Source organism: Pseudomonas sp. GD03842, from assembly GCF_029841165.1.
Taxonomy (GTDB): domain Bacteria; phylum Pseudomonadota; class Gammaproteobacteria; order Pseudomonadales; family Pseudomonadaceae; genus Aquipseudomonas.
The window spans coordinates 94,828-115,326 of record NZ_JAOCEA010000008.1 but is presented as its reverse complement, the minus strand read 5'-3'; the positions used below and the strand labels follow the sequence as shown (position 1 = coordinate 115,326).

The following is a 20,499-nucleotide window of genomic DNA, read 5'->3' as shown; positions in this document are numbered from 1 at the left end:
ATGAGATCCCCGCAGTAGCGTGGCTCACTGACGGAGGCGTGCGCACGATCGCTACCGCTGGCAAGCCGTGCTGCGCGGGGCCATGCAATATAGCGATTGGCGATCAACCCTATCGCGAACTCAACTAGCCGTAGCGCCCTAGTCCCGACCTTCCGCTGCTAGCCTTTTCTGACACGCAGCAAATCGCTTGCTAATCGAGCGTTACGCCTTGCCGTTCATGGATGACGCTTCCCGCCTCTACGCAAAGGACAGCGCAATCATGGCCGATACAAATACCTCCAGCGATACAACCCCTCAACCCGCCACGTACGCCAGCCTGTTTCCGGAGCAATTGGCCAACCGGTGCTCCCCGGATGCGCTGGAATCCAACAATGGTCCCATCGCTTACCTGTATGCCCTGTATCAACAGGCGCTGGAACTGGAAGCCACCTCCACATCAGATAAACGCTTCACGCTCGCCCAACGCCGCCCCGACATCGCAGAATTGGTGCTCAATCAAGAGAGCCTGAATACCAAGATCGCGCCTCTGACTCTGGCGATCAATGCGCTCACCCGCCAAGCCAAAAGCCACGCAGGCGCCGAGAAACCGTTGCCCGAAGTTATCAGCGAAGCCGTCTGCCGCGCCGGTCTGCCTTTTCATTACCCACTGGAGCAAATCCTGACGGTATTGAAGCAAAAGAAAATTCCGCTGTTCGATCTCTTACAGCAATCGGAATACAGCTTTCCCAACTTTTGCGACGGCAACTTGCGCACCGAAGAGCTCAGGCAAGTCATGCGCAACGCCACAGGCTTCAGCCCGGCACTGCAAGGGCTGCTGCTCAGCGATAGCAATGTCGACACGGATGGTTTGCTAACCCAATGCTATGGCGTGCCGGGAGATAACGCCGCCGTCGCCCTGAAACTCAGCCAAGTCGAATTTCTTTGCCAGAGAACCGGGCTCAAAACAGAAGACGTGTCAGACATGTTGGCCATCCGGGGCGTCGACGACAACGCGGAATCGGGTGTGACCAGCGTCAAACGATCAGCCGCCTACATGCCAGCTGATGCGACTGTAATTGATGGCAGCGTGTTCGGTGCGGCCTACATCAACAACGGCAACGCCCCGGCAGTGACACTGGCAGATACCTATGCCGAGGCCGGCATCAGGCTGGGCATCAAAGGGGCGACGGCTGCGCACTTCGTACGCATCCACCAGATCATCCACTTGCGTCATGCACTGAACCTGTCATTTTCTGATACCGACCTGCTGGTCATGTCCGCATTGAGAGCTGAAGGTCAAACGAAAGACTTCCACCTCACCGCAAACACGGTGCGGGCCATCGGTGTGTTCCGCTACTATAACGAGAAGTACGCGGTCACTGCAGAACAGTTCGCCGCACTGATTCACGAGGTAACACCGTATGCAGTAGGCGATCAAACGCCCTTTCTGGACCGCGTACTGGATGGTCCGAGCGCCGGAGATCTGGCAAAAATCGACTCCCCATTGAACCTTGATGGCAGCGAATTCGACCTGGACGAAGGCACCGACAGTGAAGGGGAAAATTCGTCACTGCTCATCAGTCGCATCGGCAAAGCCCTGGGTTCCAACGAACAGCAGACCCGCAAGTACCTCACGCAAGCCCTTCCGGGTCCGGACGTCAGAAAGCTCACATTATCCCTCCCGCTCATATCTTCGCTGTATCGCCTCAGTCGGTTGCCTCGCCTGATGGGCTTGAGCCTGTCTGAAGGCACCAACCTGATTGAGATTCTGGCGCTCGACAACGGCGAGGTGCAGAAGCTCATGGCGGGTAAAGCCCAGGTCAACGATGCGCCGGGCAAGGCAGACATTCTGGATGTGCTGATTGCGTTGGCCAATACCAAACAGTGGCTAGACCAAAACCGCCTGAAGCCTTCAGCCGTTTTAGCGCTGCTTAGCCCTCCTCAACAAACGCCCGAGATCCTGGCTGCCATCGAAAGTGCGCGGGCAAAATTCCTGGGCGACAATCCTCCGGACATTGCCTCGGCCTGCCTTACAGAGGACAAGATAAAAAAAGCGCTGAGCGGCAATCAAATCCTCAAGGCTGATACCGAAGCCTGGTTGAAGCTATTGAGTGCCTACGTCGACGACAAGGGATTAGTTAAAACCGGCCTTCCCGAAGAGCCCACCCTGAGAACCGAGTTGGAAACCTTGCTCGGGGGCAAACTGAAAAACGCCGCTCCCGATGAAGCAACCGCTGCCGGGGAAGTGGCTTCAGTACTCACCAACGCGCGGGTTGCACAGGAAGACCTTACCAAAGCCTTGTTCGGCAATGCATTCGGTGAGGCGCTGGGCAATCCAGGATCGGCATCAGCGTATGCGCTGCCACTCCTGAAGTGGATCAAGAAAGACTCCACTGATCTGCTTGGCGATTTACTCACGCCCACAGTGGCCAATGAGAAATCATTCGCACTATGGCGAGACATGGCCCGTTTCACGCTGACCGTTCGCCTGACCGGACTGACCGCCGCTGGACTTGAGGCATTGTTGGCACATCCCGCGCAATTTGATGTCGAGGCCTCAACGTATGGCCAATACACACCTATTATCAACCTCCAACTGCTCTATCAACTCACCGGCTACCGTCGTTGGATAGGTATCTGCAGCGAAAATGCGGTCGACGAACAAAATGCACTCAACTACCTGACTCGCTTGCGATCCAGTGATAAACCCGAAGACATACGCACAGCGGCTAAACAGCTAGGCGCGATGATCGGCTGGAGTGAGAGCGAGGCGTTATTGGCAGCGCCCTATACCAAGATCACAAGGCAAAGTGAGAAGCCGCTTGAGAAAGGATCCCTTGAGGAATTTGCAAGCTCACTTACCGGTGATGACTTAGGTTACTGGAACTATTGCAACAGAAAAGTGAGCGGCGGAGGACTGCGGGTTGTCCTTGACAAATATTCACAAGACGGTGGCAGCTACCCTCATGGCGACAGCCTTTACAGAAAATTTAAAAGTTTCATCAAGGAGTTTGCCACACCACTGAAAGTACAAACTAAGGACTTTTTGCCGGAGACCATCCCGAGCACGTGGAGCCTAATTTATCGAAAAGAACGAGGCAAAAAAATAAAGTTGGAAAAATACGTCCCATTCGAAGACGTAGCGCATGACCAGCAGCAAGCCTATTCGAATATAAGTGACATACACTTTGCATTGCGCCTACAAGATCTATGCAAACGCAGTGGTCTGTCCTGTCAATCGCTTCTTGATCTTTCTTGGCTGGGGGAAGAGTCCAGTTATGACGATTTCCTAACCACCGCCCAACTCTTGCAAGCCGCGTGCGGTGAAAAAGAGTTAGCCGCCATCGAGCCTCGCCTAAAAGAGCACTGGCGCGATGCGGTCGTTGATTACCTTCTTGGGTACTGGAGGCCCACAGACACCCATCGTCAGGCTGCGCTAGCGTCGGCCGACGACCTGTCGAGTTATTTCCTCACAGACGTCAGCGCAAGCCTCAAAGCCATGGAAACCACTTACGTCACACAGGCCATCGCCAGCCTGCAGCATTATCTCTTCCGTTTGTTCTCGCACCTCGAACCCGGATACGAAACAGCTGAGCTGCCGTCCACCGCCAATCAGCACTGGGAACGGTATCTGAATCAGTACGGCACCTGGAAAGTCTGGCGAGCGCAGACTAACCACCCGGAAAACCTGATCTATTACGCCAACCGCCCTAAAAAGACCAAAGCTTTTCAGGAGCTTGAAGTCGAGGTCAACCAAGGGAAGCTGGACACTGAGTTACTGGAAACTGCCGTTTGCAACTACCTCACCAAGTTCGAACGGCTCAGCAATTTGCAAATTGTCAGTGGCTACCTGGATGGTCGCGATCCACTCAACGATACGTATCACCTGATTGGCAAGACCAACGCCTCGCCCACTGGGTACTATTGGCGCTCAGTCGACATGGGGCTGCGCGACGATCAACAAAGGCTGAGTCCGCTGGCGTGGAGTGAGTGGAAGAAGATCGATCTGACAGTAACTGGCGTCATTGCGCAAAGCCAATATATTGAGCAGTTTGACAAGATGGATGCGGACGGGAAAGTACAGAAGGATGACAAAGGTAATGTTTTAAAGGATTCCAGTAAAAATGTAACGCATACCTGCGACGCCATCCGCCCCGTGATCATTGCGGGGCGTCCTTACGTGTTCTGGGTCGAGCGTGGTACCACTGGCTTGCCCAGCAACGACGGGAAGAGCCAGACACCTACCCAATTCAAGAAACTGTCGGTCCAGTATACGTATTTGCAAAGCGATGGTTTCTGGAGCACAGCTAACGAGCTGATCTGCCTGGATGGCACCGAGGACGGTCAGCGTCGGAGCAACAAAGAACATAATTTTTTGAAAGATGAATCGTATATCCCCGGTCTGATTGTTTTCGTCAATACGGAGAATGAACGTCGGCAAGATCCGTGGCTAACTGTCATCCTGCACGATTGCAGCAAACCTGCAGCAGGGCCAGGAAACATCAATCAAGACTACTTTGTTGAAATGAGAGACCTATTACTCATCAACAGAAAGCAATTACCCGTAGAATCACTTGAAAAACTGACCAACGTCACATTAAAAACCTATGAAGACATACGTTTCGTGCAACACATTTACGACGGCACATCAACCTCGCTCACCGCACTAAAACCACCCAAACACAAAAAATTAGATGACCTTATATACGGTGAATTATCCCATTTAACCTCAGAAATAGAACTCGCCCCAACGGTCATTTCCCCCCAGGAAAGAAAAGACTTCAAACTTTATTTTTCAGGCGCCGCAACAGCACTGACACCAACATTAAATAATAGCATTGCGGTGTCCGCCTATGTAAAAAACATGTCCGAAACCGTAAAGGAAAAATTGAAAACAGCCGCTGCGGCTTTTGATGATGCGGGAAAAGCCTATGAATATTCAGAAATCTATCATTCAGCAAAAGCATCTCATGCGATAACAAAATCAACTTTTGAAAAAGCTGAAAATTCATTATTAAAAGTTACCGAAGCTATTTTATACAGCATTGCTTCAAAGGCGATGACATTTAAAATAGAACTGCCATTCACCACGAAGAAAACATTAAAAATTGAAGCGCACTACCGATACGACGACGCTCCTCTTACACATGCTTTGAGCGCTTTTGGGATTAAAATAAAATCTCCCAGCGACCTAAATTTCGAGCCCCTCGCTGAGGGTCACCTTGCCCACATAACAACACTATACGACTACACAGAAGAAGGAACGTACGAATTCCAGGCATACATAATTTTAGATGAAATAAAAGTTTATGAGACCCACTACACGTATGAAATTTCAAGTAGCAAGACAGACGAGTCGTGGAATGTCGCCATACTCAACAACACCGAACAGGCTCAATACCTGGACCTTACGTCAGTAGACGACCGCTCAGTTGATATCCCAAAACGCATCCGCCTAAACACCCTGTTCGGCAAGCAACTCGTTGCACGGGCATCGCAGAGTGTCGAACGCGCCCTAGCGTGGGACACCCAAAAACTGAAAGAACCCACTATCGATGAAAACGTTCCCAACCCGTCGGTAGACTTCCACGGCGCCAACGGTATCTATTTCCGCGAACTGTTCCTGCACCTCCCTGCACTCATCGCCACCCGCCTCACCGAACAACAACAGTTCGAAGACGCAGAAAGCTGGTACCTGCGCAACCTGTTCGACCCTTATCGGGCGGTAGCTGACGATGACGGGCGCCCCGCGTACTGGAACACGCGACCATTGGCCGAGGTGGGCACACTCACGTCCGAGCTGAACAAGCCGGTCGATCCCACGGCGCGCGCATTCATTCTGTCTCGCTACTACCGGCAAGCGGTGTTTCTGGGGCTGGTCGAGAATTGGCAGCGCCAAGGCGATCACTATTACCGCCAGCTCACGCTTAGCAGCCTTAACCACGCCTGGCTTTGCTATCAACAGGCGTTGAAATTGGTCGGACCTCTTCCTGAGCGCACGGAGGTCTCCAGGTGGATCCCACTCAAACTCTCCGATATCGACGAATCGCTCTTCTTTACGCCTATCAATCAACGCGTGCTCGACGCACGCAAGACCCTTGAGCGCCGCCTATACCAACTGCGTCACGGCTTGACTATCGACGGTAAAGCTTTGCCTGACCTGGGCTGGAGGGACGAGGAAGTAGACCCATTCGCGTCCGCCAGAGGTGGCCTGAGCATCATTGCCACCACTTACAACAGCGGCCGCACGCCCATCCCGGCCTATCGCTTTCGCCAGATCCTGCCAACCACTCGCGCGGCGGTACAACAGCTACTCGACTTTGGCCGACATTACATGAAGCTGATGGAAGACGAGTTCAACACGACATTTTCGGTTTTGATGAAGTCTCAGGAAATCAGAATGTCCGATTTCGCGCTGCGGCTAGGCAAAGAGGCTATCAGTGCGGTGCTCGCGAACAAACAGACATTGCAACTGGGCCTTCGCGCCGCTGAGGCACGCAAAGCACGCTTTGAAGCGCTATTGGATGTTGGAAAGTCACCCATGGAAGAAGCGGCTACCGGTCTGTCCATCGTTGCCAAGGTGACACAAGCCGCTGCCGTCCCTTTTGAGATCACCGCAGGTATTGCTGCCGCCATGACGCCTACCATTTTTGGCATGGCCTTTGGCGGCAACAAACCCGAGCAGCCAATGGCAAGAACTGCGTCCACGCTGCTCACCACCAGTAACATTGCCGATTTTGCTGCGGGGCAGCTCATCGCGGAAGCGGGCTATGAACGCCGCGCCAGCGAGTGGCAATTCGAGATGGAGCAGGCGAATTGGGATATCAAAGCCCTCTCCCAACAAATCGAGCAAGTCGATATAGAACTGAACGCCGCGACCATCAGCCTTGAAGAAGCCAAGCAAGAACGTGCAAATCTCGACGAAGCGTACGTCGCCATGACCACAGGCTTCACCATCATCCCGATCTACAACTGGCTGGTAGCCCGGCAAGAACTGATCTATGGCAAAGCTTACGACGCGGTACTGTCGCTTTGCTTGGGCCTGGAGGCAGCGTGGCGTTACGAGATTGGCGATTACAAACGTAATGCCTTTATCAAAACCAGCGCTTGGAGCGATACCTACAAAGGCATGTTGGCAGGCGAGTCTCTGCTGGTCGATCTGCAGGAGATGGAAAACGCCTATCTGTCAGCCAATGAGCGGCGGTTGACCATCAAGAAAAGCTTCAGTCTCACCAAACTACTGACCAGTAAAGGCTTGACCAGTGGCCTCAACGGCCTGGCAACGAATAAACCTTTGCTGTTCGAGTTCAAAGCCACGGATTTCGACAAGAACTATCCCGGTCACTACCTGCGCCAGCTCAAGCACGTTTCGGTGTCATTCATCCTGAAAGAGGGCAGCAAGGTGGAAGAGATGTCAGCGATCCTGACCCAGATCGGCAACTCCACGTTGATCGAACCTCACGCGAAAGGTGCGGAGTATTACTACGGCGAAGGCAAAGAACCGCCTGCCAGCATTAAGCGCAACTTGCGTGCGCAACAGCAGATTGCACTGTCGTCGCTGGTGTCCGAAGACGGGTTGGGGTTTGCACCGGGAGAATGGGTCTACGAGCTGATGTTTCATGACGGCCGCTACTCGCCCTTCGAAGGGACCGGCGCCATTTCGCAATGGCAACTGGAAATCCCGGACATTGAATGTGCCGAGTCGTTGAAGTCGGCGGTGTCGGATATTCAGATCAATCTTGTCTACACCGCACTGGACGGGGGAAGCGAACTCGTCACGAAGGTCCGTGAGCTTTACAGAGAAGCGAAGAAAGCCTGACCCCATGTGGCAGCACAGCTTGTCGGCGGTGGCGCCGCATGATCGCTACCGTCGGCAAGCCGTGCTCCTCGCGCGAAGCCTTAACGTGAGGCGTTGCCGATCGCCAGAAGATTGTTGGGGCAGGGGTCATGTTCAGGGCCTAACAGGCTGGAATAAAACGGCAAGCGTCGTCAGCTCCATGGCAGGCGTCCTTTAATCGGCCTCTGTATGCCGTGGGTGAAATACCCGTTTGCACTCGCCTGAAATCCGCCTAAGGGCCAGTCAGGCTGCGATGCAGCACCTGGCTGTAATGGCGCTGGAAAAACCCGTTAACCGGATTGTGCAGGAAACAATGCGGCTGAAATCCTAGCCTTGGGGCCCTGCCCTCATTCAGCAAGGATGCGCCCATGCTGCTGTTTCACCGCACTGCCCTCTGCGCAGTAATGACCCTGTTGTCCGCCACCGTGTCTGCTCAGTCCTGCCCCGACTGGCCGTCCGGCAAAGCTCGGGATGAGATAGCGGCCTTGCAGGCGCAAGTCGCGGGCTGGGACGACAGCTATCACCGGCAAGGGGCTTCGCTAGTGGCGGACGAGCTGTATGACCAGTCCGTTCAGCGACTGGCCCAGTTGAAGGCGTGCTTCGCAGCTTCAGGCTTACCCGATGCGGATCCACTGAAAACAGCGACAGGCTTGCATGCTCACCCCGTGCCACATACCGGCGTGCACAAATTGCCGGACGAAGCCGCCGTGCAGGGCTGGCTCAAGGGCAAAACAGGTCTGTGGATTCAGCCGAAGGTCGATGGGGTGGCGGTCACGCTGATCTACCAAGGCGGGACGCTGGTCAAAGCCATCAGCCGAGGCGATGGCCTCAAGGGGCAGGACTGGAGTGCACATGCCTTTCATATCGGTGCGATTCCTCGCACGCTGCCCGTACAACAATCCGTGGTGCTACAGGGCGAGCTTTACTGGCGGCTGACCGACCACGTGCAAGCCCGGGCTGGCAGCCTCAATGCACGCAGCAAAGTGGCCGGATTGCTGGCACGAACGGCTATCACCGAAGCCGAGGGCGCGCAGATTGGGCTGTTTGTCTGGGACTGGCCACAAGGCCCTGCCGACATGCGTGAACGCTTGAGCAGCCTGCGCACCATGGGCTTTGACGACGCCGTGACACTGAGCGAGCCGTTCGAGCGTTTTGAACAGGCCAGAGCGTGGCGGACGCACTGGTACGAAAATCCGCTGCCGTTCGCCACGGATGGCGTGATTTTACGTCAGGGGCACCGTCCGCCTGCGGAGCGTTGGCAAGCCAAGGCGCCTTACTGGATCGCCGCTTGGAAGTACCCCTTCGCTCAGGTGCTGGGAGACGTGCGCAAGGTGCATTTCAACGTGGGGCGCAGTGGCAAGATCACACCCGAGCTGGAAATAGCGCCGGTTCAACTGGACGACCGAAAGGTCACACGGGTCAGCGTCAGTTCTCTCAAACGTTGGCAATCCATGGACATCCGTCCCGGTGATCAGGTGGCAATCAGCCTGGCGGGATTGACCATTCCAAGACTGGATGGCGTGGTCACTCGCAGTACCGAACGGGTGTCGATGATTGTCCCCCAAGCTGCGGACTACCACGCGCTGAGCTGCTGGCAACCCACTGAGGGCTGCGAGAGCCAATTCCGCGAACGGCTGAAGTGGCTCAGCGGCAAGAAAGGCCTGGCCATGAGCGGGGTTGGCCCTGGCACATGGGACAGGCTGATCAGCGCAGGCGCGATAGAAGGTTTGCTCGACTGGTTGCGCCTGGACAGTGCACAACTTGTGAACATTCCCGGCATCAGCGAGCAAAGCAGCGCTAAACTGTTGAACAGTTTTCAGGGCGCTCGCGAACAATCCTTCGAAGTTTGGCTCAAAGCCATCGGCCTGCCGCCCACAGCGGGCGCGAGCCTGGGTGATTCCTGGTCTGCGTTGTCGGCCCGCAGCGCCGATCAATGGCAGGCCGAACCTGGCATTGGCCCAGGTCGTGCGAAACAGCTCACGGCGTTTTTTCAGCATCCGCACGTGCAGGCATTGGCCACGCAGCTGCGGGAGCAGGGTATTCAGGGTTTTTAGTCTTTTTTTTGTCGGGGCGGTGTTCAATTTCCCGCCCAAGCAGTTATTCAAGGAGCAGTCATGAAAGTGTTTTCCTCTCTGATGGTGTTCGCCGCCTGTGGGATGTTGGCGGCCCCGTCGTTCGCCGCCGAGCCGCTGTGCGAGGCCAAGCGCGGCGAGATCCAGGCCGGCATCGAGCAAGCCAAGGCGGCCGGAAACAGCGAGCAACAGGCCGGACTCGAGAAGGCGCTTGCCGAGAACACCGACCACTGCACCGATGCGGGGCTGATCAAGGCACAGGAAAAGAAAGTGTTGGAGGCCAAACAGGAAGTCGGCAAGCGCCAGACGGACCTGGACAAAGCGATGAAGAAAGGCGATGCGGACAAGATCAACAAGCGCAAGGACAAACTGGCCGAATCGCGCAAGGCGCTGCAGGACGAACAGCAGAAGCTGGAAGAGATCCAGCCGGACGAGGATGACGAGTGAATTAACGGCCAGAGGGCAAACGCTCCTCGCTCGTGCCTGTTCAGTGGTCGCGAAACTCCTTGTGACACACATCGCAGGCATCTTCGACGTTATTCATCGGCGGGATCATGTTCGCCGGCGTCAGCGGAAGCGTTCGCGTGGCGATGACCAATTCTCCGGTCCGGGCCTCCAATGCCCGGGCCAACTCCTGAAAGCGCGCCTGCCGCTGCCAGACCGCATCTTTGGCGCTGGTATTTTCTGACTCTTTCACTGCGGGAAAATGCTTCCAGGGCTCGTGGGACAGCCCATCGAGCTTGACCGCACCTTCGGCGAATTTCGCACCGTCGAACGGCAGCCGCCCCCGCAACATGCCGCCCGTATCTTCGCTGGTTTTGAGCATCTGCTTGAAGATGGCCTTGCGCTGGCCCAGCGGGGAATTGGGGTCCACCGCGCCGCAGGCGCTCAGCGCAAACAGGGCGAGCATCACCAGCCCACGGGTTTTCAACGCGACGCTCTTTGACTTCATGGCGACTACTGGCGAAAAAAGGGTCGCCAGTATTGCCGTGTGCGCTCGAAAACCCAAGTGAATGATTAGGCAGGGGTGCCGACGGATACACCGAACAGAGCAATCACCAACCCCAGGCCGATGAACCACACCAGCGAGCGCAGCGCTGCGAGGTCGGCGAGGTAGAAAATGATGTAGAGCAGCCGGGTGGTCACGAACAGTACCGCCAGCACATCAATTGTCACCAACTGAGCGACACCGGCAATGTGGGCGATGATCACCCCGGCAGCGAAACCGGGGATGGCTTCGAAGCTGTTTTGCTGTGCGGCGTGGGCTCGACGAGGCAGGCCTTCGAGGCGCTCCAGAAAGTCTCTTGGGTTGTGGTTGTCCCGCAGGGCGAACTTGCCGCTGCCAAACTTGGCGATCGACGTACACGCGAGCGGCAGTAGAATCACGATCAACACGCACCAAAAGGCAACGGTCATTTGCGTCTTCCTTTTTAAAATATGAGTTTTTTTATTTAAAAGTTGAGCTTCATCAGAAGCATACCGAGCAATACCAGCCCACAGGCTAAGAGCCGGGGCCGACCGAAAGGTTCTTTCAGGTAACGCATCCCGAACAACACCACCAGCACGACGCTCACTTCACGCAGCGCCGCGGCCTGAGCCACTGACCCTATCTGCATCGCCCACAACACCAGCGCATAGCTGAACAACACGCAGAAACCTACGCTCAGCCCCAGTTTCCATTGCTCGCGCCAGAACAGCAGGAACACTGGACGCTTTCTGACCAGCGCCAGCAGAGGGAATGGCCAGGCGCTGATGAATGTGAGCCAGACCAGATAATCCAGGGGCTCGATCCCGCGCTTGAGTGCCTGCCCGTCGATGAAGGTGTAACAGCCGATGCACAAGCCGATCATGCCGACCACTGGGAGCATCGACCACGGTAGACGATGACCACCGCCGCCCTGCCACAGCAGGCAGATCATGCCGCAGGGAATCAGCAGAATGCCGAGAATCTGTTGAAGGGTCAGGTGTTCGCCAGCGAAGATCAAAGTCAGCGCCAGAACCACCAGCGGTGACAAGCCACGCATCAAGGGATACACCAGCCCCAAATCACCCACCCGGTACGCCCTGATCAGCAACACGCGATAGAGCAACTCGAAGAGCGCCGACGCCACCAGCCACGGCCAGATGGGCCAGGCAGGCGGGGATACGAATTCCAGCGCGAGCACCGCAAGGACAAAGGCCACGATGTCCATGCTGGCAATGACCAACAAGCGCTCGGCGCTGAATTTGATGAGCGTGTTCCAGGTGGCATGCAGCACAGCCGCGATCAAGACCAAGGTTGTCGCCAGCACACGCTCTCCTTATCCGCTCTGTCCCGCAACCGGGCAAATTTTTTGTTTTCCAGGGCAGCAGTGGCGACGCCCCGTGGTCCGTGACGCCTGAGGATAAAGGATTCGCAAGAGCGGAACACGCACTGCGTATGGGTGGGTATCGATGTGCTTCGCTGCTGCGGCAGCGCCGACGATTGGCTAAGATGCCAGCCATCGCGGTCGGACCGACTGCACCGCAATGCCCAGGAGCCTGAATGTCCAGCGAAGAAGACACCACCGTCAGTGGTGCAGCGCCCATGATTCCCGATCAGCGCCGTGAGCTGATGCTGCGTCAGCTACGCAAACACCAGGTGCTCAGCGTGCATCAGTTGATGGAGATGTTCGATTGCTCGCACATGACCATTCGTCGCGACATCGCCTTGCTCGAACAGAGCGGTCGCGCGTATTCCGTCACAGGCGGCGTGCGGATCGCCAGCCAGGTTCACAGTGAACCGAGTCACCAATCCAAGGCGGTGGTCGAACTGCCGCAAAAGCAGGCGATGGCTCGTTTGGCCGCCGGACTGCTCCATCCCGAAATGACGGTCTATCTCGATGCGGGCACCAGCACGCTGGAAATCGTCCCGCACATTGCCGCGCTGTCGGGCATGACCGTCGTGACCAACGATTTCGGCGTGGTCAACGCGCTGGCTGACGCCACCCACGTCGACGTCATCCACACAGGCGGCCTGCTGGACCACCCCAATCGCTCGTGCGTGGGAGGCCTCGCCGCCGCAACGTTACGTCACCTGGCGACCGACGTTGCATTCATGTCCACCAGCTCGTGGGACCTGCAACGCGGGACCACGACCCCCTCGGCGCTCAAGGTCGAGGTCAAACAAGCGGCCATGCAAGCGGCGTCGCGCAGTGTGCTGCTGACCACCAGCTCCAAATACGGCACGTTCGGCATGTACAAGGTCGCCAGCCTCGAGCAGTTCGACGCGATCATCACCGATGACGGGCTGGCTCAGGCTGCGGCTGACAGCATTCGGGCCCAGGGGGTGGAGTTGATGTTGGCGTCGGTGGACAAGCGCTGAGTGCTACTTACTGGCAGGGGCAGGCACGCTACCGAATTTGGCGTGCCTGCCATTTTTTCAAGATTGACGCACCGCCACTCAGTGTCAAGGACGAAATAACCGGAATACACCTACACCAACGTTCAGCTATCTTGATTCAGAACATCGCCTTGTTTCTACTCATCAACGTATCTCTCATTCAAGTATCGTATCGGGACAAATACTTTTCATACTCACTGATACCCTCAGCGTCCCCCTCCTTAAGCTCAGGTGGTAACCGTGTTTTTTTCTCGGGAATCGATTCTTCTTGACTATCAACCGGTGTAGATGCAGTACTGCTCGCTGACTCATCAGCAATGACGCCCAAATCACAAGTTAATTCAGGGCCCTCTTCAAACTGACCGCTGATTCCCTGATTCACAGCCACATAGAATTTCACCTTTTCATTGGCGGCCCTTTTCCCCAAGCCCTCGATCTTCAACGTTTTGTCTGACACTGGGTGTTTTCCCAGGTCGAGATCCAAATGCTCGTACTTCCCTGACACGCCACCGTGACCTATCCGTACAGTGTTGGAAAAGCCTGCATTCCCTCTGTTGAATGGGGCGCTGACTTTGAGTGTGCCGGAAAACTTATAGCCTGTACTTCCCACCGCCTCGACAGTGCCAGAAAAATAAGCTTGAGACCCAAAAGACGTTTTATCCAATTTGAATTCGATCACAGACATGGCGATGATCTCCATATGAATTAGCACTCCGACTACCGAAATATTCGGTCAGCCATACACTCACTATCAACCAAACCATGTAAACATCAAGCCAGCAGAGAGAGAAAATAAAAAACCCTGACGGACGGCGAACTAATGCACTAACAAATAAGCAACCGCAATAACCTCACACCCCCATATAGCGATTTATCTAAACCTGTCGAAATCAACAACACCACTGACATCGCCAACCAATATATAGACTACTCAACTTGCTTATATGATCGCCTAGGCTATCGAACAAAGATCGAAAAGATCTGTATGTGAATGGAGATGCTGGGCTGCGGCTGACAGCATTCGGGCGCAGGGGGTGGAGTTGATGTTGGCCTCCGTCGACAAGCGCTGAGCTCACAGACACCCCAATCCGTAGGAGCGCGCTTGCCTGCGATCACGGCGTCTCATCCATATTTCCTCATCTAACACACCGCGATCGCGGGCAAGCGCGCTCCTACAGCCAGCCGGTTTTGTACATAACAGCGCGACGTCCAGGGACAAAGATCTCCGTACAGCGTTTAACACGCTCCAAGCCCTGGCTCACAACCGGGGCTTTTTGTGCCTGGTCAAAAAATGAACAATGTTAACTTTTGTGAAAATGAAAAATTGCTTCACATTATCCGCTCACAGGTTCACTATCTTTAACAGATCAGAACAAACACCGTTCGAGTGCTGGCAAAACTTCGGCGCTCAACCCGAGGAGAGACACATGGATAACAAGAACGTTGGCGTGATCGGACTGGGTGCCATGGGCCTCGGCATCGCGCGCTCCCTGTTGCGCAGCGGATTCAATGTTCATGCCTGCGATGTCCGTGCAGCGGTCACCGAGCAATTCGCCAGCGAAGGGGGTGTTGCCTGTGCGACCCCCGCCGCTATGGCTGCAAGTTGCGACGTGATCATTACCGTCGTGGTCAACGCCGAGCAAACCGAAACCGTCCTGTTTGGCGAGCACGGCGCGGTTGCCGCGCTCAAGCCGGGCAGCCTGATCATCGGTTGTGCCACCGTCGCCCCAACCTTCGCCATCGAGCTGGGCCAGCGCCTGACTGAAAAGGGTCTGCTGTACCTGGATGCACCGATCTCCGGCGGTGCGGCCAAAGCCGCTGCCGGTCGGATGACCATGATGACCTCCGGCCCTGCCGAGGTGTACGCCAAAGCCGACGCCGTCCTCAATGGCATGGCAGGCAAGGTTTATCGCCTGGGCGACGTCCACGGCCTGGGTTCGAAAGTCAAAATCATCAACCAGCTGCTGGCGGGAGTGCACATCGCTGCAAGCGCCGAAGCCATGGCGCTGGGCCTGCGTGAAGGCGTCGACGCTGACGCACTGTACGAAGTGATCACCAACAGCGCTGGCAACTCATGGATGTTCGAAAACCGCGTGCCGCACATCCTCAAGGCTGACTACACACCGCTGTCGGCTGTGGACATCTTCGTCAAGGATTTGGGCCTGGTACTGGACACAGCCCGCGCGAGCAAATTCCCACTGCCGCTGTCGTCCACCGCGCACCAGATGTTCATGCAGGCGTCGACCGCAGGTTTCGGCCGCGAAGACGACTCCGCCGTGATCAAAATCTTCCCGGGCATCACCCTGCCGGGCGCCAAAGCCGCCAACGACTGAGGAAACGCAGATGAGCACCACGACTCCGCGCCCTCTGCTGGGCTGCATCGCCGACGACTTCACAGGCGCCACTGACCTGGCCAACATGCTGGTACGCGGCGGTATGCGCACTGTGCAAAGCATTGGCATTCCGAGCGCCGACAGCCTGTCGGAGCTGGACGCCGATGCCATCGTCATCGCCCTGAAATCCCGCACCACGCCGGCTGCCGAAGCGGTCGAGGAATCGCTGCAAGCCCTGCAATGGCTGCGTGATCGTGGCTGCGAGCAAATTTTCTTCAAGTACTGCTCGACCTTCGACTCGACCGCCAAAGGCAACATTGGTCAGGTCAGCGAAGCGCTGCTCGACGCACTGAGCAGCGACTTCACCCTTGCCTGCCCTGCGTTTCCAGAGAATGGCCGGACGATCTTCCGTGGCCACCTGTTTGTGCAGGACCAGTTGCTCAATGAGAGCGGTATGCAAAACCATCCGCTGACCCCGATGACAGACGCCAACCTAGTGCGCGTGCTGCAATCGCAGACCGAGAAAAAAGTCGGCCTGCTGCGCTACGACAGCATCGCCAAAGGCGTGGAAAGCGTGCGTGCGCGTATCGCGGAACTGCGCGCTGACGGCGTGACCATGGCCATCGCCGACGCCTTGTCTGACGCGGATTTGTACGTGCTGGGCGAAGCCTGCGCCGACCTGCCACTGCTGACCGGCGGTTCGGGCCTGGCGCTCGGCTTGCCGGGCAATTTCCGCAAGGCGGGCAAGCTGCGTGATATCGACGCTGCTCAGCTTGAGTCAGTCGACGGTGGTGAAGTGGTGCTGGCCGGGAGTGCCTCGGTGGCCACCAATGGTCAAGTCGCGGCGTGGCTTGAAGCCAAACGCCCTGCCCTGCGCATCGATCCTCTCGCGCTGGCCGATGGTCAGCCGGTGGTCGAACAGGCACTGGCCTTTGCTCGCGACGCAGGTCAGACCGTGCTGATTTACGCCACCAGCAGCCCGGATGAAGTCAAAGCCGTGCAGCAGCGGTTAGGTGTCGAGCGCGCAGGTGCGATGGTCGAGCAGGCCTTGGGCAAAATCGCCAAAGGCTTGCTGGAATCAGGCGTGAAGCGCTTCGTCGTCGCAGGCGGTGAAACCTCGGGGGCCGTCGTTCAAGCGCTGGGGGTGAGCCTGCTTAAGATCGGTGCGCAGATCGATCCAGGCGTTCCGGCGACCATCAGCAGCGGCGAGCAACCGCTGGCACTGGCGCTGAAATCCGGCAATTTCGGCGGCCGTGACTTCTTTGACAAGGCGCTCAAGCAGCTTGCAGGCGGTGCCAAATGAGTACCGAGAACAAACTGCGCGAAGAAATTTGCGACATCGGTCGTCTGTTGTTCGGGCGCGGCTACACCGTCGGCAGCGCAGGCAACATCAGCGCGCGGCTTGACGATGGCTGGCTGATCACTCCGACCGATGCGTGTCTGGGTCGCCTGGATCCAGCCGCGATCGCCAAGGTGAATCTGGCCGGGGAATGGGTATCGGGCGAGAAGCCATCCAAGACCCTGATGCTGCACCGCGAAGTCTACGACCGCAACCCAGCGGTCGGCGGCGTGGTACATACCCACTCGACTCACCTGGTTGCGTTGACCCTCGCGGGCGTCTGGCACCCGAACGACATTCTGCCGCCCATCACCCCTTATCAGGTCATGAAAGTCGGTCACATCCCACTGATCTCGTACGAACGCCCTGGCTCTCCGAAAGTGGCCGAACAGGTGGCGAAACTGGCAAACAGCGTGCGAGGCGTAATGCTTGAGCGGCTGGGGCCGGTGGTCTGGGAAAGCTCTGTGGCCAAGGCGGCCTACGCCCTGGAAGAGCTGGAAGAGACTGCGCGCCTGTGGCTGATGAGCAATCCCAAGCCCGAGCCGCTGGACGCAGCGGCACTGGAAGATCTGCGTCAGGCCTTCGGCGTGACCTGGTAACGGCCTTCAACAGCGTTTGACCGAGGGCCGTTTCGGCGGCCTTCGGCAACCCGGTTCGCCGGAAACAATAACAACAGGACATCCCACACGACATGACCCCACTACTTCTCATGACCATCGCTGGAGCCGGTATCGCGCTGTTGCTCCTGCTCGTACTCAAGTACAAATTTCAGCCGTTCGTGGCCCTGATGCTGGTGAGCATCATCGTCGCGCTGGTCGCCGGGGTTAAACCGGCCGACCTGGTGACCACCATCGAAGGCGGCATGGGCAAAACCCTCGGCCACATCGCGATCATCATCGCGTTGGGTGCCATGATCGGGCGCATCATTGAATTGTCCGGCGGTGCAGAAGCACTGGCCAAGACATTGATCGATCGCTTTGGCAACAAGCGCACGCCGCTGGCGTTGACCGTGGCCGGTTTCATGGTTGGCATCCCCGTGTTCTTCGAAGTGGGCGTGATCATCCTCATGCCACTGGCCTACGGCGTTGCCCGCGCAGCCCGTAAGCCGCTGCTGATCTTCGCCCTGCCAATGTGCGCGGCGCTGCTGTCGGTTCATGCCTTCCTGCCTCCGCACCCGGGCGCTGTCGCGGCCGCCGGTCAACTGGGCGCTGACCTGGGCCGCGTGCTGATGTTCGGTATCCCGATCGTCGCGGTGCTGTGCCTGATCGGCTATGTCATTGCCGGTCGTATGACCCGCAAGACCTTCCCGATGACCGACGACATCCGCAGCGAAGTCTACGGTCCGCACATCACCAACGACGACCTGGTGGCGTGGGCCAACAACGATTATTCCAACGCCAAGGAAGCCACCCACACCCAAGCACTGGGTCTGGAAGAAAGTGCCAGCAGCCTGGCCGCTCGCTTGCCAGCAGCGCCAGCACCGGGCGCGGGCCTCATCGTCGCGCTGATCTTGCTGCCGATTGTCCTGATTCTGCTGGGTACACTGGCAACGACCCTGTTGCCAGCCGATTCCGGCCTGCGCAGCGTACTTACGGTTCTCGGCGCACCGCTGGTCGCGCTGCTGATCGACACCCTGCTGTGCGCCTGGATTCTGGGGTCGCGTCGCGGCTGGAGCCGTAGCCAAGTGTCCGACGTGATCGGTTCGGCGCTGCCGGGCGTGGCGATGGTGATCCTGATTGCCGGTGCGGGTGGCGTGTTCGGTAAAGTGCTGGTCGATACAGGTATCGGGGCGGTCGTGTCCGACGCCCTGCGCAACACCGGGCTGCCGGTTCTGGCACTGGGCTTCATCCTGACGCTGCTCTTGCGCGCCGTCCAAGGCTCGACCACCGTGGCGCTGGTGACCACCGCCGGTATCCTCAGCCCATTGATCGCGACCCTGAACCTCAGCGCCAACCACATGGCCCTGCTGTGCCTGGCCATGGGCGGTGGCGGTCTGGCCATGTCCCACATCAACGACGCCGGTTACTGGATGTTCACCAAACTGGCAGGCCTGAATGTCGGTGACGGCCTGCGCAACTGGACGTTCCTGGTGACCGTTCTGGGTACACTGGGCTTCCTGTTCACCTTGCTGCTCTGGCCTTTCGTTTAAGCCTTTCTGGAGACCCACATGCCTCGTTTTGCAGCCAACCTCAGCATGCTGTATCCGCAACACGACTTTCTCGACCGTTTCGCTGCCGCGGCGGCAGACGGGTTCGAGGCAGTGGAGTACCTGTTTCCGTACGATTTCACGGCGGCCGAAATCAAGCAGCGCCTGGTGGACAACAAGCTGACTCAAGCGCTGTTCAACGCCCCGCCGGGGGACTGGGCCAAAGGCGAACGGGGAATCGCCTCGCTGCCGGATCGTGAGCAAGAGTTCCGGGCAGGCATTCAGAAAGCCCTGGAATACGCAGCAGTGCTGGGTAATGACCGCATTCATGTGATGGCAGGGCTGCTGCCGAGCGAAGATCTGCGCGAGAAACACCACGCGGTGTATATCGAGAACCTGCGCTACGCAGCGCAGGAAGCAGCCAAGGTGGGGATCACGGTGCTGATCGAACCGATCAATACCCGCGACATGCCAGGCTTCTTCCTGAATCGCCAGGATCAGGGTCAAGCGGTGTGCAAGGAAGTGGGTGCGGACAACCTGAAAGTGCAGTTCGACTTCTACCACTGCCAGATCGTTGAAGGCGACGTGATCAGCAAACTGCGTCGCGACTTCGCGGGCGTCGGCCACATCCAGATCGCGGGAGTACCGGATCGCCACGAGCCAAATCTGGGCGAAGTGAACTATCCGTGGATTTTCGAAGAAATCGACCGCCTGGGTTACACCGGCTGGATCGGTTGCGAGTATCGTCCGAAAGGCGATACCAGCGAAGGTTTGCAATGGTTGCGGGAGTGGAAGGCCGCTAACCCCACCTGACCCTGACTACGATGACTGATCGTTCCCATGCTCTGCGTGGGAACGCTTCACCGGACGCTCTGCGTTCACCCGGCCTGATGCGGAGCGGCAGAAGCTGCATTCCCACGCAGAGCGTGGGAACGATCTTCATCGCGGGCAAGCGCGCTCCTACAACGGTGGCTACTCCCCGATCACTTCTTCCTTGAACTGATCCTTGATGTACGTAATCTCGGTCTTGCCGTGCGGCGCTGGCAGACCGTCCTCCCCTAGGTTGACGAACACCATTTTGTCGACCGTCAGGATGCTCTTGCGGGTGATCTTGTTGCGCACTTCGCACATCAGGGTGATGGATGTGCGACCGAACTCAGTGGCCGTGATGCCCAGCTCGATGATGTCGCCCTGACGCGAGGCGCTGACGAAATTGATCTCGGAGATGTACTTGGTCACCACCCGCTGATTGCCCAGTTGCACGATCGCATAGATCGCCGCCTCCTCGTCGATCCAGCGCAGCAGGCTGCCACCGAACAGCGTGCCGTTGGGGTTGAGGTCTTCGGGCTTTACCCACTTGCGAGTGTGGAAATTCATGATTAGCTCCTGTCATCTGCCTCTAGATGACCAGCATAGTGCCAGCCCTGGGCAT

14 protein-coding genes are annotated in these 20,499 nt (G+C 57.2%); 9 read left to right on the top strand and 5 right to left on the bottom strand.

The genetic code is table 11. The features are described 5' to 3' along the window. Nucleotides 1-259 precede the first annotated feature (259 nt). From N5D61_RS13360 to N5D61_RS13350, 3 genes are all read left to right on the top strand, one after another. Nucleotides 260-7,798, top strand: a complete 7,539-nt coding sequence (locus N5D61_RS13360) for a Tc toxin subunit A (protein ID WP_279893194.1) — start codon at nucleotides 260-262, stop codon at nucleotides 7,796-7,798. A 422-nt stretch (nucleotides 7,799-8,220) separates the two neighbouring features. Further along, entirely contained in the window at nucleotides 8,221-9,870 is a 1,650-nt protein-coding gene (gene ligB / locus N5D61_RS13355) for an NAD-dependent DNA ligase LigB (RefSeq protein WP_279893280.1), read from the top strand. A gap of 60 nt (nucleotides 9,871-9,930) precedes the next feature. Continuing rightward, the gene (locus N5D61_RS13350) at nucleotides 9,931-10,335 is read left to right on the top strand and encodes a DUF1090 domain-containing protein (RefSeq protein ID WP_108237718.1); all 405 of its coding nucleotides are present in this window, start codon (nucleotides 9,931-9,933) and stop codon (nucleotides 10,333-10,335) included. 40 nt (nucleotides 10,336-10,375) lie between these two features. On the opposite strand, the gene N5D61_RS13345 is transcribed toward N5D61_RS13350, so the two are convergent. From N5D61_RS13345 to N5D61_RS13335, 3 genes are all read right to left on the bottom strand, one after another. Next, a complete protein-coding gene (locus tag N5D61_RS13345) occupies nucleotides 10,376-10,798 on the bottom strand; it encodes a cytochrome c (protein WP_108237807.1) in 423 nt (140 codons plus the stop codon). 107 nt (nucleotides 10,799-10,905) lie between these two features. Continuing rightward, nucleotides 10,906-11,304, bottom strand: a complete 399-nt coding sequence (locus N5D61_RS13340; RefSeq protein ID WP_108237717.1) for an MAPEG family protein — start codon at nucleotides 11,302-11,304, stop codon at nucleotides 10,906-10,908. A 35-nt stretch (nucleotides 11,305-11,339) separates the two neighbouring features. Next, nucleotides 11,340-12,179 (bottom strand): DMT family transporter, encoded by an 840-nt coding sequence (locus N5D61_RS13335; RefSeq protein WP_279893192.1) that lies wholly within the window; start codon nucleotides 12,177-12,179, stop codon nucleotides 11,340-11,342. Between the two features lie 233 nt (nucleotides 12,180-12,412). Between N5D61_RS13335 and N5D61_RS13330 the strand changes: the two genes are divergently transcribed. After that, nucleotides 12,413-13,231: a DeoR/GlpR family DNA-binding transcription regulator gene (locus N5D61_RS13330; RefSeq protein WP_279893189.1), complete on the top strand. Its 819-nt coding sequence runs from the start codon at nucleotides 12,413-12,415 to the stop codon at nucleotides 13,229-13,231. Nucleotides 13,232-13,409: 178 nt separating this feature from the next. On the opposite strand, the gene N5D61_RS13325 is transcribed toward N5D61_RS13330, so the two are convergent. Continuing rightward, entirely contained in the window at nucleotides 13,410-13,934 is a 525-nt protein-coding gene (locus N5D61_RS13325; protein ID WP_279893188.1) for a hypothetical protein, read from the bottom strand. Between the two features lie 613 nt (nucleotides 13,935-14,547). On the opposite strand from N5D61_RS13325, the gene ltnD reads away from it, so the two are divergent. From ltnD to otnI, 5 genes are all read left to right on the top strand, one after another. Further along, nucleotides 14,548-15,582 (top strand): L-threonate dehydrogenase, encoded by a 1,035-nt coding sequence (gene ltnD / locus N5D61_RS13320; RefSeq protein ID WP_347881579.1) that lies wholly within the window; start codon nucleotides 14,548-14,550, stop codon nucleotides 15,580-15,582. 10 nt (nucleotides 15,583-15,592) lie between these two features. Continuing rightward, on the top strand, nucleotides 15,593-16,885 hold the full coding sequence (otnK, locus tag N5D61_RS13315; protein WP_279893186.1) for a 3-oxo-tetronate kinase: 1,293 nt from the start codon (nucleotides 15,593-15,595) through the stop codon (nucleotides 16,883-16,885). Then, nucleotides 16,882-17,520: an aldolase gene (locus N5D61_RS13310; RefSeq protein WP_279893185.1), complete on the top strand. Its 639-nt coding sequence runs from the start codon at nucleotides 16,882-16,884 to the stop codon at nucleotides 17,518-17,520. Before otnK ends, N5D61_RS13310 begins: the two co-directional genes overlap by 4 nt. A gap of 92 nt (nucleotides 17,521-17,612) precedes the next feature. Further along, nucleotides 17,613-19,070 (top strand): SLC13 family permease, encoded by a 1,458-nt coding sequence (locus N5D61_RS13305; RefSeq protein WP_279893184.1) that lies wholly within the window; start codon nucleotides 17,613-17,615, stop codon nucleotides 19,068-19,070. An 18-nt stretch (nucleotides 19,071-19,088) separates the two neighbouring features. Next, entirely contained in the window at nucleotides 19,089-19,880 is a 792-nt protein-coding gene (otnI, locus tag N5D61_RS13300) for a 2-oxo-tetronate isomerase (protein ID WP_279893183.1), read from the top strand. A 159-nt stretch (nucleotides 19,881-20,039) separates the two neighbouring features. Here the strand turns inward: otnI and N5D61_RS13295 are convergent, their stop codons facing one another. Next, entirely contained in the window at nucleotides 20,040-20,444 is a 405-nt protein-coding gene (locus tag N5D61_RS13295; protein WP_108237708.1) for a hotdog domain-containing protein, read from the bottom strand. Nucleotides 20,445-20,499 lie beyond the last annotated feature (55 nt).

Excerpts from the sequence above, each read along its gene's own strand:
- N5D61_RS13360 (WP_279893194.1), top strand. The coding sequence starts at position 260 with ATGGCCGATACAAATACCTCCAGCGATACAACCCCTCAACCCGCCACG.
- ligB (WP_279893280.1), top strand. The coding sequence starts at position 8,221 with ATGACCCTGTTGTCCGCCACCGTGTCTGCTCAGTCCTGCCCCGACTGG.
- N5D61_RS13350 (WP_108237718.1), top strand. The coding sequence starts at position 9,931 with ATGAAAGTGTTTTCCTCTCTGATGGTGTTCGCCGCCTGTGGGATGTTG.
- N5D61_RS13345 (WP_108237807.1), bottom strand. The coding sequence starts at position 10,798 with ATGCTCGCCCTGTTTGCGCTGAGCGCCTGCGGCGCGGTGGACCCCAAT.
- N5D61_RS13340 (WP_108237717.1), bottom strand. The coding sequence starts at position 11,304 with ATGACCGTTGCCTTTTGGTGCGTGTTGATCGTGATTCTACTGCCGCTC.
- N5D61_RS13330 (WP_279893189.1), top strand. The coding sequence starts at position 12,413 with ATGTCCAGCGAAGAAGACACCACCGTCAGTGGTGCAGCGCCCATGATT.
- N5D61_RS13325 (WP_279893188.1), bottom strand. The coding sequence starts at position 13,934 with ATGTCTGTGATCGAATTCAAATTGGATAAAACGTCTTTTGGGTCTCAA.
- ltnD (WP_347881579.1), top strand. The coding sequence starts at position 14,548 with ATGTTAACTTTTGTGAAAATGAAAAATTGCTTCACATTATCCGCTCAC.
- otnK (WP_279893186.1), top strand. The coding sequence starts at position 15,593 with ATGAGCACCACGACTCCGCGCCCTCTGCTGGGCTGCATCGCCGACGAC.
- N5D61_RS13310 (WP_279893185.1), top strand. The coding sequence starts at position 16,882 with ATGAGTACCGAGAACAAACTGCGCGAAGAAATTTGCGACATCGGTCGT.
- N5D61_RS13305 (WP_279893184.1), top strand. The coding sequence starts at position 17,613 with ATGACCCCACTACTTCTCATGACCATCGCTGGAGCCGGTATCGCGCTG.
- otnI (WP_279893183.1), top strand. The coding sequence starts at position 19,089 with ATGCCTCGTTTTGCAGCCAACCTCAGCATGCTGTATCCGCAACACGAC.
- N5D61_RS13295 (WP_108237708.1), bottom strand. The coding sequence starts at position 20,444 with ATGAATTTCCACACTCGCAAGTGGGTAAAGCCCGAAGACCTCAACCCC.